General features: G+C 27.1%; 14 protein-coding genes and 2 pseudogenes. 6 read left to right on the top strand and 10 right to left on the bottom strand.

What is annotated here, in order from left to right:
• Positions 1–94 precede the first annotated feature (94 nt).
• The 4 genes and pseudogenes from HV819_RS02415 to HV819_RS11830 form a co-directional block, all read left to right on the top strand.
• On the top strand, positions 95–1006 hold the full coding sequence (locus HV819_RS02415; protein ID WP_176269427.1) for an AAA family ATPase: 912 nt from the start codon (positions 95–97) through the stop codon (positions 1004–1006).
• Positions 999–2723 carry a VWA domain-containing protein gene (locus tag HV819_RS02410; RefSeq protein WP_154539390.1) on the top strand — a complete coding sequence of 575 codons (1725 nt, stop codon included), beginning with the start codon at positions 999–1001 and terminating at the stop codon, positions 2721–2723. Before HV819_RS02415 ends, HV819_RS02410 begins: the two co-directional genes overlap by 8 nt.
• Positions 2724–3056: 333 nt before the next feature.
• Positions 3057–3149, top strand: a pseudogene (locus tag HV819_RS11930) (IS3 family transposase); the annotation flags it as partial.
• Positions 3150–3435: 286 nt separating this feature from the next.
• Positions 3436–3696: pseudogene (locus HV819_RS11830) on the top strand (transposase); the annotation flags it as partial.
• A 119-nt stretch (positions 3697–3815) separates the two neighbouring features.
• Here HV819_RS11830 and murJ read toward each other — a convergent pair.
• The 6 genes from murJ to ispE all read right to left on the bottom strand — a co-directional run bounded on the left by murJ (position 3816) and on the right by ispE (position 11404).
• Positions 3816–5342 carry a murein biosynthesis integral membrane protein MurJ gene (gene murJ, locus HV819_RS02390; RefSeq protein WP_154539394.1) on the bottom strand — a complete coding sequence of 509 codons (1527 nt, stop codon included), beginning with the start codon at positions 5340–5342 and terminating at the stop codon, positions 3816–3818.
• Between the two features lie 115 nt (positions 5343–5457).
• The gene (locus HV819_RS02385) at positions 5458–6456 is read right to left on the bottom strand and encodes a M15 family metallopeptidase (RefSeq protein WP_154539396.1); all 999 of its coding nucleotides are present in this window, start codon (positions 6454–6456) and stop codon (positions 5458–5460) included.
• A 233-nt stretch (positions 6457–6689) separates the two neighbouring features.
• Positions 6690–8861 (bottom strand): RNA degradosome polyphosphate kinase, encoded by a 2172-nt coding sequence (locus HV819_RS02380; protein ID WP_154539398.1) that lies wholly within the window; start codon positions 8859–8861, stop codon positions 6690–6692.
• 4 nt (positions 8862–8865) lie between these two features.
• The gene (locus HV819_RS02375; RefSeq protein WP_176269423.1) at positions 8866–9771 is read right to left on the bottom strand and encodes a Ppx/GppA phosphatase family protein; all 906 of its coding nucleotides are present in this window, start codon (positions 9769–9771) and stop codon (positions 8866–8868) included.
• 54 nt (positions 9772–9825) lie between these two features.
• Positions 9826–10575: a glutamate racemase gene (murI, locus tag HV819_RS02370; protein WP_154539402.1), complete on the bottom strand. Its 750-nt coding sequence runs from the start codon at positions 10573–10575 to the stop codon at positions 9826–9828.
• A complete protein-coding gene (gene ispE / locus HV819_RS02365) occupies positions 10568–11404 on the bottom strand; it encodes a 4-(cytidine 5'-diphospho)-2-C-methyl-D-erythritol kinase (protein WP_154539404.1) in 837 nt (278 codons plus the stop codon). The genes murI and ispE overlap by 8 nt, the downstream gene beginning before the upstream one ends.
• Positions 11405–11958: 554 nt before the next feature.
• Between ispE and HV819_RS02360 the strand changes: the two genes are divergently transcribed.
• Both HV819_RS02360 and HV819_RS02355 read left to right on the top strand, forming a co-directional pair.
• On the top strand, positions 11959–12246 hold the full coding sequence (locus tag HV819_RS02360; RefSeq protein ID WP_154539406.1) for a DUF2089 family protein: 288 nt from the start codon (positions 11959–11961) through the stop codon (positions 12244–12246).
• The gene (locus HV819_RS02355) at positions 12239–12511 is read left to right on the top strand and encodes a hypothetical protein (RefSeq protein WP_154539408.1); all 273 of its coding nucleotides are present in this window, start codon (positions 12239–12241) and stop codon (positions 12509–12511) included. Before HV819_RS02360 ends, HV819_RS02355 begins: the two co-directional genes overlap by 8 nt.
• Positions 12512–12996: 485 nt before the next feature.
• On the opposite strand, the gene HV819_RS02350 is transcribed toward HV819_RS02355, so the two are convergent.
• From HV819_RS02350 to HV819_RS02335, 4 genes are all read right to left on the bottom strand, one after another.
• Positions 12997–13188: a hypothetical protein gene (locus tag HV819_RS02350; RefSeq protein ID WP_154539410.1), complete on the bottom strand. Its 192-nt coding sequence runs from the start codon at positions 13186–13188 to the stop codon at positions 12997–12999.
• A gap of 533 nt (positions 13189–13721) precedes the next feature.
• Positions 13722–13907 (bottom strand): hypothetical protein, encoded by a 186-nt coding sequence (locus HV819_RS02345; RefSeq protein WP_154539412.1) that lies wholly within the window; start codon positions 13905–13907, stop codon positions 13722–13724.
• Between the two features lie 367 nt (positions 13908–14274).
• Entirely contained in the window at positions 14275–15189 is a 915-nt protein-coding gene (locus HV819_RS02340; RefSeq protein ID WP_154539414.1) for an ORF6N domain-containing protein, read from the bottom strand.
• Between the two features lie 111 nt (positions 15190–15300).
• Complete coding sequence (locus tag HV819_RS02335; RefSeq protein ID WP_154539416.1) at positions 15301–15483, bottom strand: hypothetical protein; 183 nt, start codon at positions 15481–15483, stop codon at positions 15301–15303.
• Positions 15484–15735 lie beyond the last annotated feature (252 nt).

Genomic DNA, 15735 nt, shown 5'->3' with positions numbered 1-15735 from the left:
CTTTCTATAATCATATATATTACTATAGTCCTAAAATGGACTTTGTCAATAGCCATGTTGAATTTTTGTTGTATAATAGCACTTGAGGTGAAATATGATAAATTATTTAAAAGAATTAAATATAGATGATAAATTAATAGAAAAAATTATGGATTTTAGAGATAGCAATGATATAGAGGATAAAGATCAAGAAAGGATAAGAAAACCTGAATTTAAATATTATGGTAAAAATATATTAAATAAGGCAATAACTGCAATCTTATCTGGTGAAAATATTCTTTTATCAGGTCCAAAAGCAACAGGTAAAAATATCCTTGCCCAAAATCTTTCCTATATTTTTAACAGACCTTCACGGGATATTTCCTTTCATGTAAATACCGATTATAATTCTCTTATTGGTGCTGATACATTTAAAGATGGAAAAGTAGTGTTTAGAAAAGGACCAGTATATGAATGTGCAATGAAAGGCGGCTTTGGAGTCTTAGATGAGATAAATATGGCAAAAAATGAAGCTATATCGCTTCTTCATGCAACACTTGATCACAGGAGAATTATAGATATTCCTGGTTATGATAAGATTCAACTTCATGACAAGACAAGGTTTATTGCAACAATGAACTATGGTTATGTTGGAACACGCGAGATAAATGAAGCTCTTGCTTCAAGATTTATGGTAATAAATATGCCTAATATTACTAGGGAGAATTTAAAATCTCTACTATTAGACAAATTCCCAAAACTTAAAGAAAAATACCTTAATACTTTTATAGATATATTTGAATCTCTACAAGAAAAAAGCGAAAATTCTGAAATTTCTACTAAGTCTGTAGATTTAAGAGGCCTTATTTCAGCAATAGAAACAATGAGAATTGGTCTTAACCCTTATGATGCCATAGAGATGGGGCTTATCAACAAGTCATTTGATGAATTTGAAAGAGAAATTGTAAGAGATACAATTGATAATAAACTACCAAAAAATATATATGAGAGCGTCTTTAATGACTGATACTTTTGAAAAATTAAGGGCTATGAACGTTATTTGGGATTATGCTGGTGATTATTCAATCTTTCCAAAAAATTACTATCCAATGGATGAAAATTATAAAAATATAATAGAAGGTTTCAAATTTAAAAATTTTAGACTTGACCTATTTTCATCCTTTTTCTCTTATCTTAAAAATGATAATCCATTTTTTGAAGAATTTAAAAATATTAGCCTACTTTTATTAGATGACTTAGCTTTTAGAAAGCTTAAAGAAAGAAATTTAGTGATAGAAGATTTGAGAAAATCTTATGCTAATTTTATCCTCAATAAATATAGATATAAAAAAGAAACTGAAAATGTATTTGAACAGATTGAAAAAGCCTACTATGAAAAAGTATTTGGTAGGACTATAAAAGAGGGAAAAATTGTAAGAGATTTTTATAAAGAGCTTTTTTCAATAAATACTTACAAAAGTCCTGAGATTATAAAAGATTTGGATGTGCTTTTTAAAAAATACTTTTTGTTTGAAAGATTTGAACAATATAATGAACTCTTTGATCAAATGATTGAAGAAGAAAAACCCAAAAATTTTGATAAAGAGGATTTAGATGATTCTGAGATTGAAAAAAATATAAATGACCAATTTGAAATCCAATCTGCAGAATTTAATGGATATATATATTTTGAAGAAAAAAAGAAAGATACTAATAAGGATATCTTTATATTTGAAGGGGATGATAAGAAAAATAAAAGAGAAGATAATTTCATAGAAGATTTTTATGGAAAACTTTCTATAAGTAAGAAAAGACAAGAACTTCTAGAAAGAGAACTTGCTAAAGGAATCCATAAAGGTAAAAAACTATACTTTACAAATGGAGAATACACAGACAGTCCAAATGCTAGATTTAATCAAAAGATTAGAAAAAAACAAAGTGATAAAAATAAAAAATATATAGAAATAAACCTATCTATAAATAATAGAGCTATAAATGAGCTTAAAAGAACTATAGAAAATTCACTTTCTAACTATGAAGAAGATGAGCTTTATAGGAAAAACTATGGACTTCTTGATTCAATAAATGTTTGGAAAGCAGAAATTTTAAATGACTCTAAAATCTTTTTTTCAAATAATAAAGATCCTAAGCCTAAATTTCAAATTGATTTATTAATAGATGGATCAGCTAGCCAAATAAAAAGACAAGAAGTTGTGGCAGATCAAGCTTATATAATTGCAAGTGCTATGGACAAAGTCAACATTCCTATAAGAATCATGTCTTTTTCAACCCTAAGAGACTACACAGTATTTAATCTTTATAGGGACTATAAGGATAAAGGGAAAAATGACAAAATATTTAACTTTTTTGCATCAGGTTCTAATAGAGATGGTTTAGCCTTTAAGACTATTCATAAACTTATTAATGAAAATATGGATGAAAATGTAAGAAAAATTCTTATAATTCTTTCAGACGGTAGACCAAATGATGAAAAACACAATATAAATAATGTAAATGCCAAGATAAAAGATCAATATATAGAAAAAAAGGCTGTAGATGATACTGCAAAAGAAATTAGAAAGCTTAAAAGTGATAGGATAAGTGTCCTTGGTGTTTTTACAGGTGAAGATGAAGATATAGAAAATGCCAAACTAATATATGGAACTGATTTTTGTAGAATTACTAAACTTGAAAATTTTTCAAAAGTTGTATCAATATATATGAAAAATATAATGACAAATTAAAAGACTGAAAAGACGGATTATTTAATCTGAACTGACCCCCAAAAGTTAGACCAAAAAACTAACTAGAGGAGGTCAGTTTTTTAATGGCAAAATACAGTACAGAATTTAAAGTGATGGTCGTAAAAGAGTATCTAAAAAACACAATAGGATACAGTCAATTAGCTAAAAATATAAAATACCACAAGAATGCATAGTAAGGAAATGGGTAAATGCGTACAAATCTCAAGGCTATGAAGGACTAAAATCAAAAAACGAGGAAGACCTTCAAATATGCCTAAAAAAATCAAACTAAGAACGAAGAAAAAAAGATATTAGAAATCAGAAAAAAATCCAAACTATGGATATAGAAGAATAACAGCAATGTTAAAAAGATTAGGATTAATCATAAACAAAAAGAAAGTACAAAGACTAGTACAAAAACTAAAAATACAAGTAAAGAGCTTTTCCAAAAAAACAAGAAAATATTCATTATACAGAGGAACTGTAGGCAAGATAGCAGAAAACAAAATAAAAAGATCTTTTAAAACAAATAAACCATATACACAAATAATAACAGATACAACAGAATTCAAGTATTTAGAAAAGGATAAATCAGGCACATATCAAATAAAGAAACTTTATCTAAATCCATATCTAGACATGTACAACAGCGAGATATTAATCTACGAAATATCAAAAAATCCAAATCTAGAACCAATATTAAAGGCTCTAGATAAAGCAATACACAACCAAATTAGAGTCAAATGGAATAACTCAATCAATGTCAAGAAAAGGCAATTGCTTAGACAACTCACCAATGGAAAACTTCTTTGGAATTTTAAAACAAGAAATATATTATGGTAGAAAATTCTATTCATATGAACAATTAAAAGAAACAATAGAAAAATATATTAAATATTACAACGAAAAAAGAATAAAAGAAAAATTAGGATATTTAAGTCCAGTAGAATTTAGAAAAAAGAATGTAGCATGAAAATTTTTCTACCCATAGGGGTAGAAAAGGTAAATAAATACCAGAGTAAGTAAAAACTCAATCTGGTATTTAGTACAACTTTTTTGGGTCGCCTTAATCCTTTTTTCAGTCTTTTTTTATTATTTCTTTTTTAAAAATCTATGGTAAATATGGTTTACAAGCTTCATTACCTCTGGAATTCTCGCCAAGAGTATGGTAAATAAATAAAAAATACCAGCTATAATTATGGATATAAATAAACTAATTACATAGCCTAATTTAGGGTTCAAGCTTTTATATAAAAAGTGAGCAATAAGACCCATCATTATAGATAATATTGCAATTTTTATTAATGATCTTAGGCTGGTTTTAAAATTCATAGACCCAAAATTATCTCTAAACTTATAAAATATCATCAAGGCTCCAAGACCTGCAGAAAATGTTGTAGCTAGTGCAAGACCTTCTAATCCAAACACCTTAAGTAAAATGTAGTTAAATATAACATTTATTATTTGTTGAATAACCACAATTATAACTGGAGTCTTGGAATCTCCTACTGCATAAAATCCCTTATCTATTACATCAGATAAGGACTGAAATATTACAAATGGTGCATACATTACAAGCATTGATGCTGTTTTTATAACTGAATCATCATCAAAGGCTCCTCTTTGAAATACCAACCTGATTATAGGTTCAGATAGGCTCATCATTCCAAGAGTTGCTGGAATTACTAAAAGCATAGTCGTAACTATAGCAGATTTTAAATGAATTTTCATATTTCTAATATCTCCACTTTGTCCAAGATTTGAAATAGTTGGAAATATAGATGTGGTCACTGAAACTGTAATAACACCTGTTATAAGAGCAAGTAAGGTTTTTGAAAATCTTAGAAATGATATTGAAGCATTCCCAAAAAAGTAAGATGCCATAGAGTTATCTACTGTAAGAGATATTTCACCTGCAGCTGAAGAAACTATAACCGGAACTGCTATCATTATTAGTGATTTTATATACTTATTATGTATATCTATTTTATTAATATGCCTATATCCATGCTCTCTTGCAGTTTTAGGAAATAATATATATTGTAATGCATTACCGAGAAGACAACCTACAGCAAGAAAATATGGGTTTTTGCTAAGACCACTTACTATAGTAAAAGCTATGATAATTACATTCATTATTATTCCTGTAATTGCTGGAATAAAAAAATTACCCTTTAAATTTAGATATCCCCTAAATACAGCAGAATAAAGGTATGCAAATATCGCAAACATTATTATCCTTGTGAATATAACTGCCATATCTAAAAGGTCACCTTCAAGATCAGGCGAAAATATCTTACAAAATATCCTTGCAAAAATAAAGCCAAATACTACTGCAACAAGTCCAAATATCATAAGTATATTAAAAATATTTGAAGTAAACTCTTCTGCTGCAGCTTCTCCCTCTTCATTTTTAGCCTTGGTATATATGGGTATGAATCCATAAATAATACCACTTGCAACAAAGTTTGCTATAACTACTGGTAGAGTATTTGCTACAGCATAAATCGCTACAACATCCCCTGTACCATAAAAATATGCCATTACAGATTCCCTAGCAAAGCCAAATACTTTGGATAGAATTGTAACTAACATTAACATAAAAGCAGTTTGTCCCATAATTACCTCTCTTTAATTATAAAATTTATTATAATTTAGTATCACTTAGATATTATATCAAATTATAATAATAAATTAAAAATAAGCACAAGAATTCCTTCCTGTGCTTTAATTTTTATTTGATTTTCAAATATTCCTCAAGTGAAAGGTTATTATCATACATATATTTGGCATTTTCTACACCAACATACCTAAAGTGCCAACACCTTTCCTTGTGCTTTGTAATAGACTCTTTTTCTTTTGGATATCTTTCTATAAAACCATACTTATAAGCATTTTCCTTAAGCCACTTATATTCATCTGTATCTTTGAACTTTTCAGAATATTTATTATCCTCATCAGTAAAAAAGTCAAAAGCTGTACCTGTTTGATGTTCACTTGTAAAAGGTAAATCTTTATCTACATGGTCTTGATTATTTAATTTTTCTTCTGTCTCTGGAAGTCTATAATCGGATGCAACTCTTAAATCTAGACCTTCTCTTTGCATATTATTAATCATAGTAGCTAGGGCACTCTTACTTGTAGCATCAAGTCCTGGTCTAAAGTCTTTTGGCAAGGGATTGTTCTCATTTACAAAAACTATTCCCTTTATTACATTTATTTGACTTTCCTCATCTAATTTAGATAATCCATATCTATTTACATAGTAAAAATTGTCACCAACTTTAATTTTAGAAAAAGAGTTTTCAGTTCCATAGTAAGCTACATAATCTCCCTTTTCAATAACTTGGTCAGTTTTTGTAAAATCTTCTGGTTTTTGATAACAATATTGGGTATTTAAAGCTCTTACAAATGATTTTTGAACATTTTCATATCCATCATTTTCAATTTTAAGCCCATCTTTTACTTCAACTTTCTCAAAGCCAAGTGGTGTTGCTATTTGAGTTTTAGTTTCTTTCTTTTTTTCAATCTCATCTTTCTTATTTGCTTGTGCTGTTCTATTTTCAACACTTCTTCTTATTGGAATTTCTGTTTTATCAGAGTTTAAATCTATGTTAAAGGCAGCGGTTAAAAGTCCTATGCCTATTCCTACTTTTATTATCTTATTTTTTAGTCTTTTCTTTTTTTCTCTTCTTTTTTTGCGTCTTAAATCTCTAATGCTTTTATTAGCCATTCTTTTATCTTCCTTACATTTATTTCAATATAATAAAAATTTACATCTAAAGGGAAATTTTTAAATAAACTATAAATATATTTCAATTTATAAGTAAAATTCATTTAAAAATTTATTAAATATTTCTTCAAATCTATTATAACACAAGTAAGAATAAATATATAGACTATAATCATATTTTATCGAATATTTTTTTAAAATTTAAGCCGCTATTGAAATAGCAGCTTTTATAGTTATTTAAATAAATGTTTCAATCTATCAAAAAAGTTATTTTTCTTATTTTTAGAATTTTTGAATTTATTATGATTTATATTATTTGGAATTATTCTGGATTCCTTAACCTTATTTTTTTCTCTAGCTCTTTTTATGGAAATTTCTATGAATTTTTCTTGAGCAATAAGGCCTATTTTTTTCTCAACCTTTTTATACTCACCTTTAGAGTTCATCATCCTAGTCTTTACATCGTCTGCAAACATTATATCCATAAATTCAAGTATTCTCTTTTTTATATCTTTTTGATAAATAGGGCAAGCAACTTCCATCCTATTTCTTATATTTCTTGTCATGAAATCAGCAGATGATATAAACAATTTACAATTATCACTTTTCCCAAATTGATATACTCTGTGATGTTCTAAAAATCTTCCTACTATTTGATGAACATTAACATTTTCTGTTCTATTTTTAATTCCTGGTAAAATACAAGTAATTCCTCTGATTAAAAGATCAATTTTAACCCCTTCGTTTGAGGCTTCAGATAATTTATCTATAAGTTTTCTATCTGATATAGAATTCATCTTAAGTCTTATATAGCCATCTTTTGTTTCTTTTTGCCTTTTAATTTGCTCATTTATTAACTCATCTAGTCTTTCTTGCATAGGCTTTGGAGAAACTAAAAGATGCTTATAATTTCCTTCAAGGTTTCCAATCATTATATTGTCAAAGACTTCCTTAACATCTATGCCAATTTCTTTATTTGATGTCATAAAAGAAAAGTCAGTATAAAGCTTGGCAGTTTTTTCGTTGTAATTGCCTGTTGCAACTTGGGATGTATAATTTATCTTATCATTCTTAATCCTTGTTATAAGGCAAACTTTAGAATGACACTTATAATCATCAAAACCATATACAATCTTACAACCAGCATTCTCAAGTCTAGATGACCATATTATATTGTTATTTTCATCAAATCTTGCCCTAAGTTCCATTAGAACAAATACTTCTTTACCATTTTCAGCTGCCCTTATTAAGGCCTTAGCAATTTCTGAATCTTTTGCTATCCTATATAAGGTTATTTTAATAGATATAACTGATTCATCTTCACTTGCTTCATTTAAAAGTCTTATTACTGAATCCATTGACTCATAGGGGTAAGATAAGAGTATGTCTTTTTCATCTATTTGATCAATCATTGGCCTATTCTTATCTACCATAAAGGATTCTTGTGGAGAAAATCTATTATATGAGCATTTATCAATAAGACTTTGAGGCATATCTTCTAGCATATCATAAATAAATCCTGCCCTCATGGGAGATGATGTGATAAAAACACTTTCTTTCTTAAGAGATAATTTTTCTAAAAGTAGATTAAATACCTCTTCTTCTATCTGTTCATCTAATTCAAGTCTTACAGGTTGAAGTCTTTTGCGCCTTTTAAGCACATCTTTCATATAAGACCTATAATCAAGATCTACATCATAATCATCATCGTCATAGGAAATATCTGCATTTCTTGTAACTGACATTATGTGTTTAGATTGGCACTTATAATTATCAAATACATTTTCTCCAAACTCTTTAATTATATCCTCAAGTAATACAATTGATGTTTGGCTTACCTTAAGATATCTATCAATCTTATCTGGTACGTAAATTATTCCAAAGTAATTCCTATCTTTTTTGTTGAGTCTTTCCTTGACTAGGTTAAAAATAACATTTATTGATAGGTTTGGTAGTCTTGGAAATGGCCTTACCCTATCTACCACTTGAAAATTTAAGATGGGCTCTATTTTTGAATCAAAATAGAATCTTGCTGTATCATAGTCTTTTTTATCAAGGTCTGATACCTTGCTAATAAAGATTCCCTCACTCTTAAAGTCATTAATAATCCTTTTATAGACTTCATCTTTTTTTTGATATAATCTTTTACATTCAATCATTATAGCTTCAAGTTGCTTTTCAGGTGTCATATTTGACTTATTGTCAACAGCTTTTTTCTTGAGTCTGGTCAAATCTTCTAAAGATCCTACTCTTACCATAAAAAACTCTTCTAAATTTGTATCAAAAATTGAATAAAACTTAAGCCTTTCAAAAAGTTCAACCTCTTTATCGTCTGCTTCATCTAAAACTCTCTCATTAAATTTAAGCCATGATAATTCTCTATTTTGAGTAAAAGATATATCCATAAAATTATTCCTTTCTTAAAACTTTGCTATATACATACCCCTCTCTTACACCTGTTTGGCTAATATTTATAATGTCTGAATCAAAGTACTTAGCAATCTTATTAAGTATAATCATTCCTGGTATAAGAGTATGAACTCTATCAGCTTTTACAGATAAAATCAAATTTAAAAGTTTCTTACTATCATAATCTATAATATCCTTAGTCATATCTTTAAGCTTTTTTCTATCCATACTTGAATTAGACTTATCTAAATTATAATATTCATTATAAAGTTTAAGGCTAGCTCTTGCTGATCCACCTACACCACAAAGTGTATCATGATATTCCTTATAAAACTTATTTTCAACTAAAGAATTTTCAATTTCTGCTTCTATATTCTTCATATCCCTTTTATTAGGAAATAAAAAATCTACATAATCATTATAGGCTGAAAGTGAACCTGTATTTAAAGAAGTTGATTTGATAACCTTTCCTTGTTCAATAATCACAACTTCACTAGAACCACCACCAATATCAGTTAAAACTCCCTTATCAATAGCAAGGGATGAGTTGGCACCAATAAAGGCAAGCTTTGATTCTTCTTCACCAGATATAATTTCTATTTCAAAACCAATCTCATCTTTTACCTTTTGTAAAATCTCAGTCCTATTTGAAGAATTTCTAATTGTAGCTGTAGCAAATGGATAAACATTGTTAATCTCATCAAAATTATTAATAAGTAACTTAAATTCATTTAAAGTTTGAAGAAGCCTTTCTACTCCTTTATCATTTAACTTTCCATTTTCTATATATGACCTTAGACTTGCTCCCTCTTTTTCATTAAAAAGATTATAAATTTTGCCATTTCGTTCCTTATAAACAGAAAGCCTAATTGTATTTGATCCTATATCTATAACTGCATATATCATATATATTCCCCTTTTTATTTAATTTAAATTCATGTAAAATCTATGTAATATTTTTTAAATATTGGCTTGTTTTACACTTATGTCCATATTCATAATTTTTTGAACCATCTTTTCAGTTACATCATTTGCATCAGTCATATAAATCTCTATATTTGTATCTTTGCTTTCCTTGAATTTAATATTTTCACTAAGAACCTTAGCAGGATCAATTATATTTGCTTCATATAACAAGTTTTTTCTAATCTGGTCTTCAATAATTGGATAGTGAGTACAAGCCAAAATTATATTCTCTGTTTTTTTCTCATTAGCAAGCTTTAAGTAATTTTTTAGATCTCTATCAAGCTTCTCACCTTCTATATAACCGCTTTCTATATAATCTACTAATTTTTTACAAGCTACTTCATAAACTTTTTTATTTGAATTTTCCTCAATTTTTTCTTTATAAAAATGCCTTTCACAAGTAGCTTTTGTTGCCATTACAAAAACATCACCATCGACATTTAAAGCCTCTTTTACACCTGCTTCAGATATAGATATGAATTTTTTATTAAAATATTTTTTTAAGTCATCTAGGGCAAGAACAGACATAGTATTACAAGCAACTATAAAAAAATCTATATCTTTCTTATCTAAAAATTTAACAATTTTTTTAGATAAGTCTTTAATTTCTTTTCTAGTCCTATTACCATATGGAATATTTTTATTGTCTCCAAGATAGTAATAGTTTGCCCTTTTTTCCTTTACTAACTCTCTAAGTACTGTAAGACCACCAAGTCCCGAGTCAAAAACTCCTATATTAGTCATCTATTAAACTCACCCTTTCTACAAATTTATACTTATTTATTAGATTTTCATATGCCTTACTAATATCATCTTCATCAAAAAATATAGCAAAAATACTTGCACCACTCCCACTTAGAAGAGCTTTTTCACATTTAAAATTATAAAGACTATCTCTTATTTCTCTAAGATGAGGATATGCTTCATACACCACATCTTCCATGACATTTTCAAATTTTTTTACAACAGATTTTCGAGAATTTTCGAGACCCTTTATAAGTTTAATATTATCAATTGTGCCATAATCTTTAAGCCTATCGTAAACAAACTTAGATGATATTTGAGTCCCATCATTTATAAGAAGTATTTTCATATCAAGATTTATATCAAATGGAGTCAAAATCTCACCAATACCTTGAGCTCTTGCTGACTTTTTTAAAAAGAAAAAAGGTATATCTGCACCAAGTTTTTTTCCTAAATTAAATAAACCCTCCATGGATAAATTTAGATTCCATAAGTCGTTTAAAGCCATTAAAGTTTCTGCACAATTGGTTGAACCTCCTGCAAGACCCGCTGCTATGGGTATATTTTTTTCAAGTACAATATCAAGACCTGGATCTTCTACCTTGTCCTTAAGTAAATCCCAAGCCTTATATATAAGATTATCACTAATATTATCTAATTCTTTTTTATTTGTTTTAATATTTAACTTTCCATTTTTATTTTTATTTATTATTAACTTATCATATAAACTAATCCTTGTCATAATGCTATCAATCTCATGATAACCATCCTCTCTTTTGTAAAGAGAATCAAGGCTTAAGTTAATTTTAGCATAACATTTTCTTTCCATAATTACCTCATTACAATTATACCACAAGGATTTTCCAATAAAAACTTGATTATTTAGCTAATCAGCATGTAAAAAACGTATTAAAGAAAATTTAGTAAAAATCAGAATTTATTTAGATATTGCTTAAACGATAAGAAAGATAAAAACCGCATTGTCATATTCAACTAATAATGTTACATTAAAGGAATATAAAAAACAGAAAGAAAAATCAAAAAATATATTCTTTATGAAAATAATTAGAAAATAAATTTAAAAAATGGCAATTACAAAACGCCAAAAATATAAAATAATAAATCTACTTCGCCACAAAAAGAAAATTTAATAGGAGTTTTTGAAAATCTTATCCTTAAATAATAGAGAAAATCATATTGAAAGCTACAAAATTTTTAAAGAGAAAAAGAAACTTATACAATTAAATATTAGAACTACAATAAGGAGAATATGAAATACAAAAAAATAAAATATTAATTAAATAAAATTTAAAAATATAGCAAAAACTTGAATTATTTTTAAAATATGATATAATAAATAAAACAAAAAGGAGTGATAAGATTATGAAAAATGATTGGATATTTAATCTTGATGACAATGAGATATCCTTTATAAAGCAATTTATTTTAGAATCAGGTTCATTGAAGAGTATAGCGAAGTATTATGATACTTCTTATCACATTATTAGAAATAATCTCAATCAGCTAATTGAAAAAATAGAGCTTATGGAAACAGATGAAGATCCATATATTAAATTTATCAAATCTTTAGCATTACAGGATAAATATGATTATGACACAACAAAAAAGTTAATTGATAAATATAGGGAAAGGAGTCAAGAAAATGAATAAAGAATTATTGATACTTGTTATAATTTTTGGAGTTATATTTGCAGGACTTGAGATTCAACTTGTAAAAAAGAAGAAAATGAACAGATGGATTTTGCCAATTATTGTTTGGACTATTTCTATTATAGTTGCAATTCCATATTCTCTAACATTAGTAGCATTCCCATCATTATTACAAGCGCTTATGATAATTTGTTTTTACATTGAGGATTGTTTTTTTATCAGAAAAAATACCGCTGCTGATAAAATGAAAATAAAGAATTTGTAATAGCATAAATTTAACGTTGCAACTGATTTTGTGATTAAAAAACTTAATCCAAATGAGTCTAACAGTAAATCAAAAAAGGTTTACTGTTTTTTTATTTGTTTAAAAACTTAAAAGATGAAACATGAAAGAAATACCGCAAAACATTCAATTATGGATATTAAAAAGACAAAATATAGTGTAAACCTATACTATCCTTTAAAAATTAAAATATAACAACTACAGAAAGGTTCTGAAAACAATGGCAAGTCACAAATAAGACAGCCTATAAACATTTAAAATAAGCTATCTTGCAAAAAATGGCGCGGCATTGAGGATTCTCATAAACTAAATTCTATATAACCATATATAGCTTTATATATAGAAAAATGAATATTTAATTAAAACCGTTAAAACCATATTACCATATATAATATTAAATAACGTAACAACAATCGTAACACGTAACAAAAAGACAATAGTAAAATATAGGGAGCAAACAAGCTCCCTCATTTATTTAATATTTTTCTTCTTTCCTCTAACAATTCAATTAAATCATCTAGATCTTTCTCATCTGAATATTCATTAATAAATCTTTTAGCCTGAGACCTTAATTGATAGATTTTATTCTTCTCTTTGTTTTTTTCTCTCCATCTTTCATTGGCTTTTCTTTGTGCTTCACTTGTTTTATTCTCTGACATAATACCTCCTAGAAATATACTTTTTTAATCAAGATAACAATTAATATAAATATAATGAAATTAATTGTACTTTCAACTGTAGGCTTTACTAGTTTGCATTCAAATTTGAACTTCATAATTTCATAAGTATAATGATTGTGAATAGTCAAAGGCTTAAGAGCCTTTAACTATTTCTAGTTCAATTTGGAAAATAAAGATTGTAATGGTAATTTTCAAAGTCTTTATTTTCCATTTTTTTAATTCAATCATTATACTATCCTCCTTTCATTATTAGTATACCCTATAGGGTATATATTGTCAAATATTTTGATAAATTATTTTTATTATGCTTTTTATTCTTGAAATTCCAATAACACTTCATATTTTATGATTTAAGACAATTTATTTAGTGAGTATACCTTATCCTATTACTTTAATTTAAAAATAAGCAATTACATATAAAATACAAAAAAATATCTATATATAGCGTATGGCTTTATTAAAATTTATTAAATCAATAATAGCCACTATAATGAAATAGCGGCTATTTAAACTTAATTATCCTTTAACTTTTCTTCCCTTTCAGAAATCAATAATCTCAACTCCTCCAAATCATCAAGTGTAGCTTTATTTCTTATAAACCCCCTAGCTGCACTCCTAGCGTTAAGATATCTTGTATACTCCCTATTCTTATCCTGCCATTTTTTATTAGCTTCTGTTTGACTACTATTCTTATTCATACATTCTCCTACCTTTTCTTAGAATTGCTATAAGCTTTTATTGAGATAACTAAAGCTACTACTGATATTATTAAAGTTATAATCCTTAAAGTCATTTGCTTTTAACAATGGATGAAGTATTATATTATTGACCCCATAAGGGGGAAGGATAATTATTTATCCTTCTTGCTTGCCTTGTACTGTATGATAGCAGTTGTTAGTGTTACTATCGCAGTTACAAGGCTTATTATTTTTTCAATAATATCCATTGCTTACCTCCTTTCTATATTTATATTATACTATCGATAGTAAAATATATCAAGTGCTTTTATAAAAAACAAGCACACAAAAAAAGACCACCAGCAAAAAGCCAGTGGTCATTCTACAATTACTTAATCAAATCACGTTTATATTCATCTTTCTTTACAAAAAGATTCCACCCCTCTAAGGTATTAATACTCAAATTTCTACAAGGCTTATCCAATAAACCAAGTTCAATATATTTTTTGGAAATAACCTCGGTCAAATCTTCTTTTAACTTCTTATCCACAAAAAACATATTCAATGACCTTTCAAGGTTTATCAAATTGTAAAATCTTAAAAGAGTAATAGCCTTGCTATCCTTATTTTCTTTTACTTCAAAAATATTGAAATACTTATCAACTTCATTATTGCACTTATCTAAAAGACCAAAATATTTCAAAATATTTTTAACCTCATCAAAGTTTAAAACATATAAACTACTTATTCTATTAGAAATATTAGTATTCTCAAGCTTAAATTTATATAATTCAGACTTTTCAAGTAAAGTTCCTATCTTATACGCTCTAATGTGAAGATTTAAAGTAGATTTTTCAAAATCAGTTAAATAAACCAAATCATTTACAGTCATAACAGGCTTACCCTTATATGTTTTCTTAACAAGTTTGTAAGGCTCTAGTTCTAATTGTTGATAAGTTTGTTCTTTTTCTCTAAAATAACAATTTACTAATTGCCTTTGAACCTCCCAAGCCAAATCATCAGTAAAAGATTTTACTAACATTAGGTATCCGCTTTCTGTGAAAAAGTATTGCCCTTTAGGTGGTATATTTGAATGTACGAATTTCGTACATTTAGCATTTTCAACAGTTACAAGATAATAATCTTCATTTTCTATAAAATGTTTTTGGTTCTTATAAAAATTTCTTCTTGCTGTTCCTGATACTCTTTCATGCACCAAGTCTATATCTTTAAAAGTTACTACTGGTTGGTTATTGTATAATTTTCTTTCTATACTGTTATTGTTAATTGTTATGTTGTTCATTTATATTTTAACTCCTATATGGTATAATAAGAGTAACGATATTTTATATGTCGTTACCTAAGAGATAGTTTGCCTATTTTGTTCATTTGTCAATCTATCTCTTTTTTTATTTTAATTAATTTTATCTTTTAATAAATAAATACCTTCCATTACAGTATCTATTTTTGTTTTCTTTAATTTTTTTGAGCAATACTCTATATCTTTCATCTCTTTTTCAGAAATCCTCAACGAAAGTCTTTTATTTCTTGGATAATCACCTTTAATTGGTCTACCCATTTTCTTTTTATCTTTCATATTTTAAGTATTTTTCTTTTAGTTTTTTCTTAGCTTCTTCTAAGTCTTTACTTTCTTCTAAAAGCTCCAAAACACTTTTTAAAAACTCTTTAAATTCCTTATCTGTCATAATATCCTCCTAACAATTAGCTAAGGGGCTAAGCCCCTAGCCTTATAGTAACTTTCTTATTTCTTCTTTGGCTTCTTCAAGATTTTTACTTTTTTCAAGTATTATTAAAATCAATTGAATTACCTTTTGAAACTGTTCATTTG

Origin of the sequence: Anaerococcus faecalis, from assembly GCF_013371425.1 — a bacterium.
Classification (GTDB): domain Bacteria; phylum Bacillota; class Clostridia; order Tissierellales; family Peptoniphilaceae; genus Anaerococcus; species Anaerococcus porci.
The sequence above is the reverse complement of the archived record's forward strand: the minus strand, read 5'-3'. Positions and strand labels throughout refer to the sequence as shown.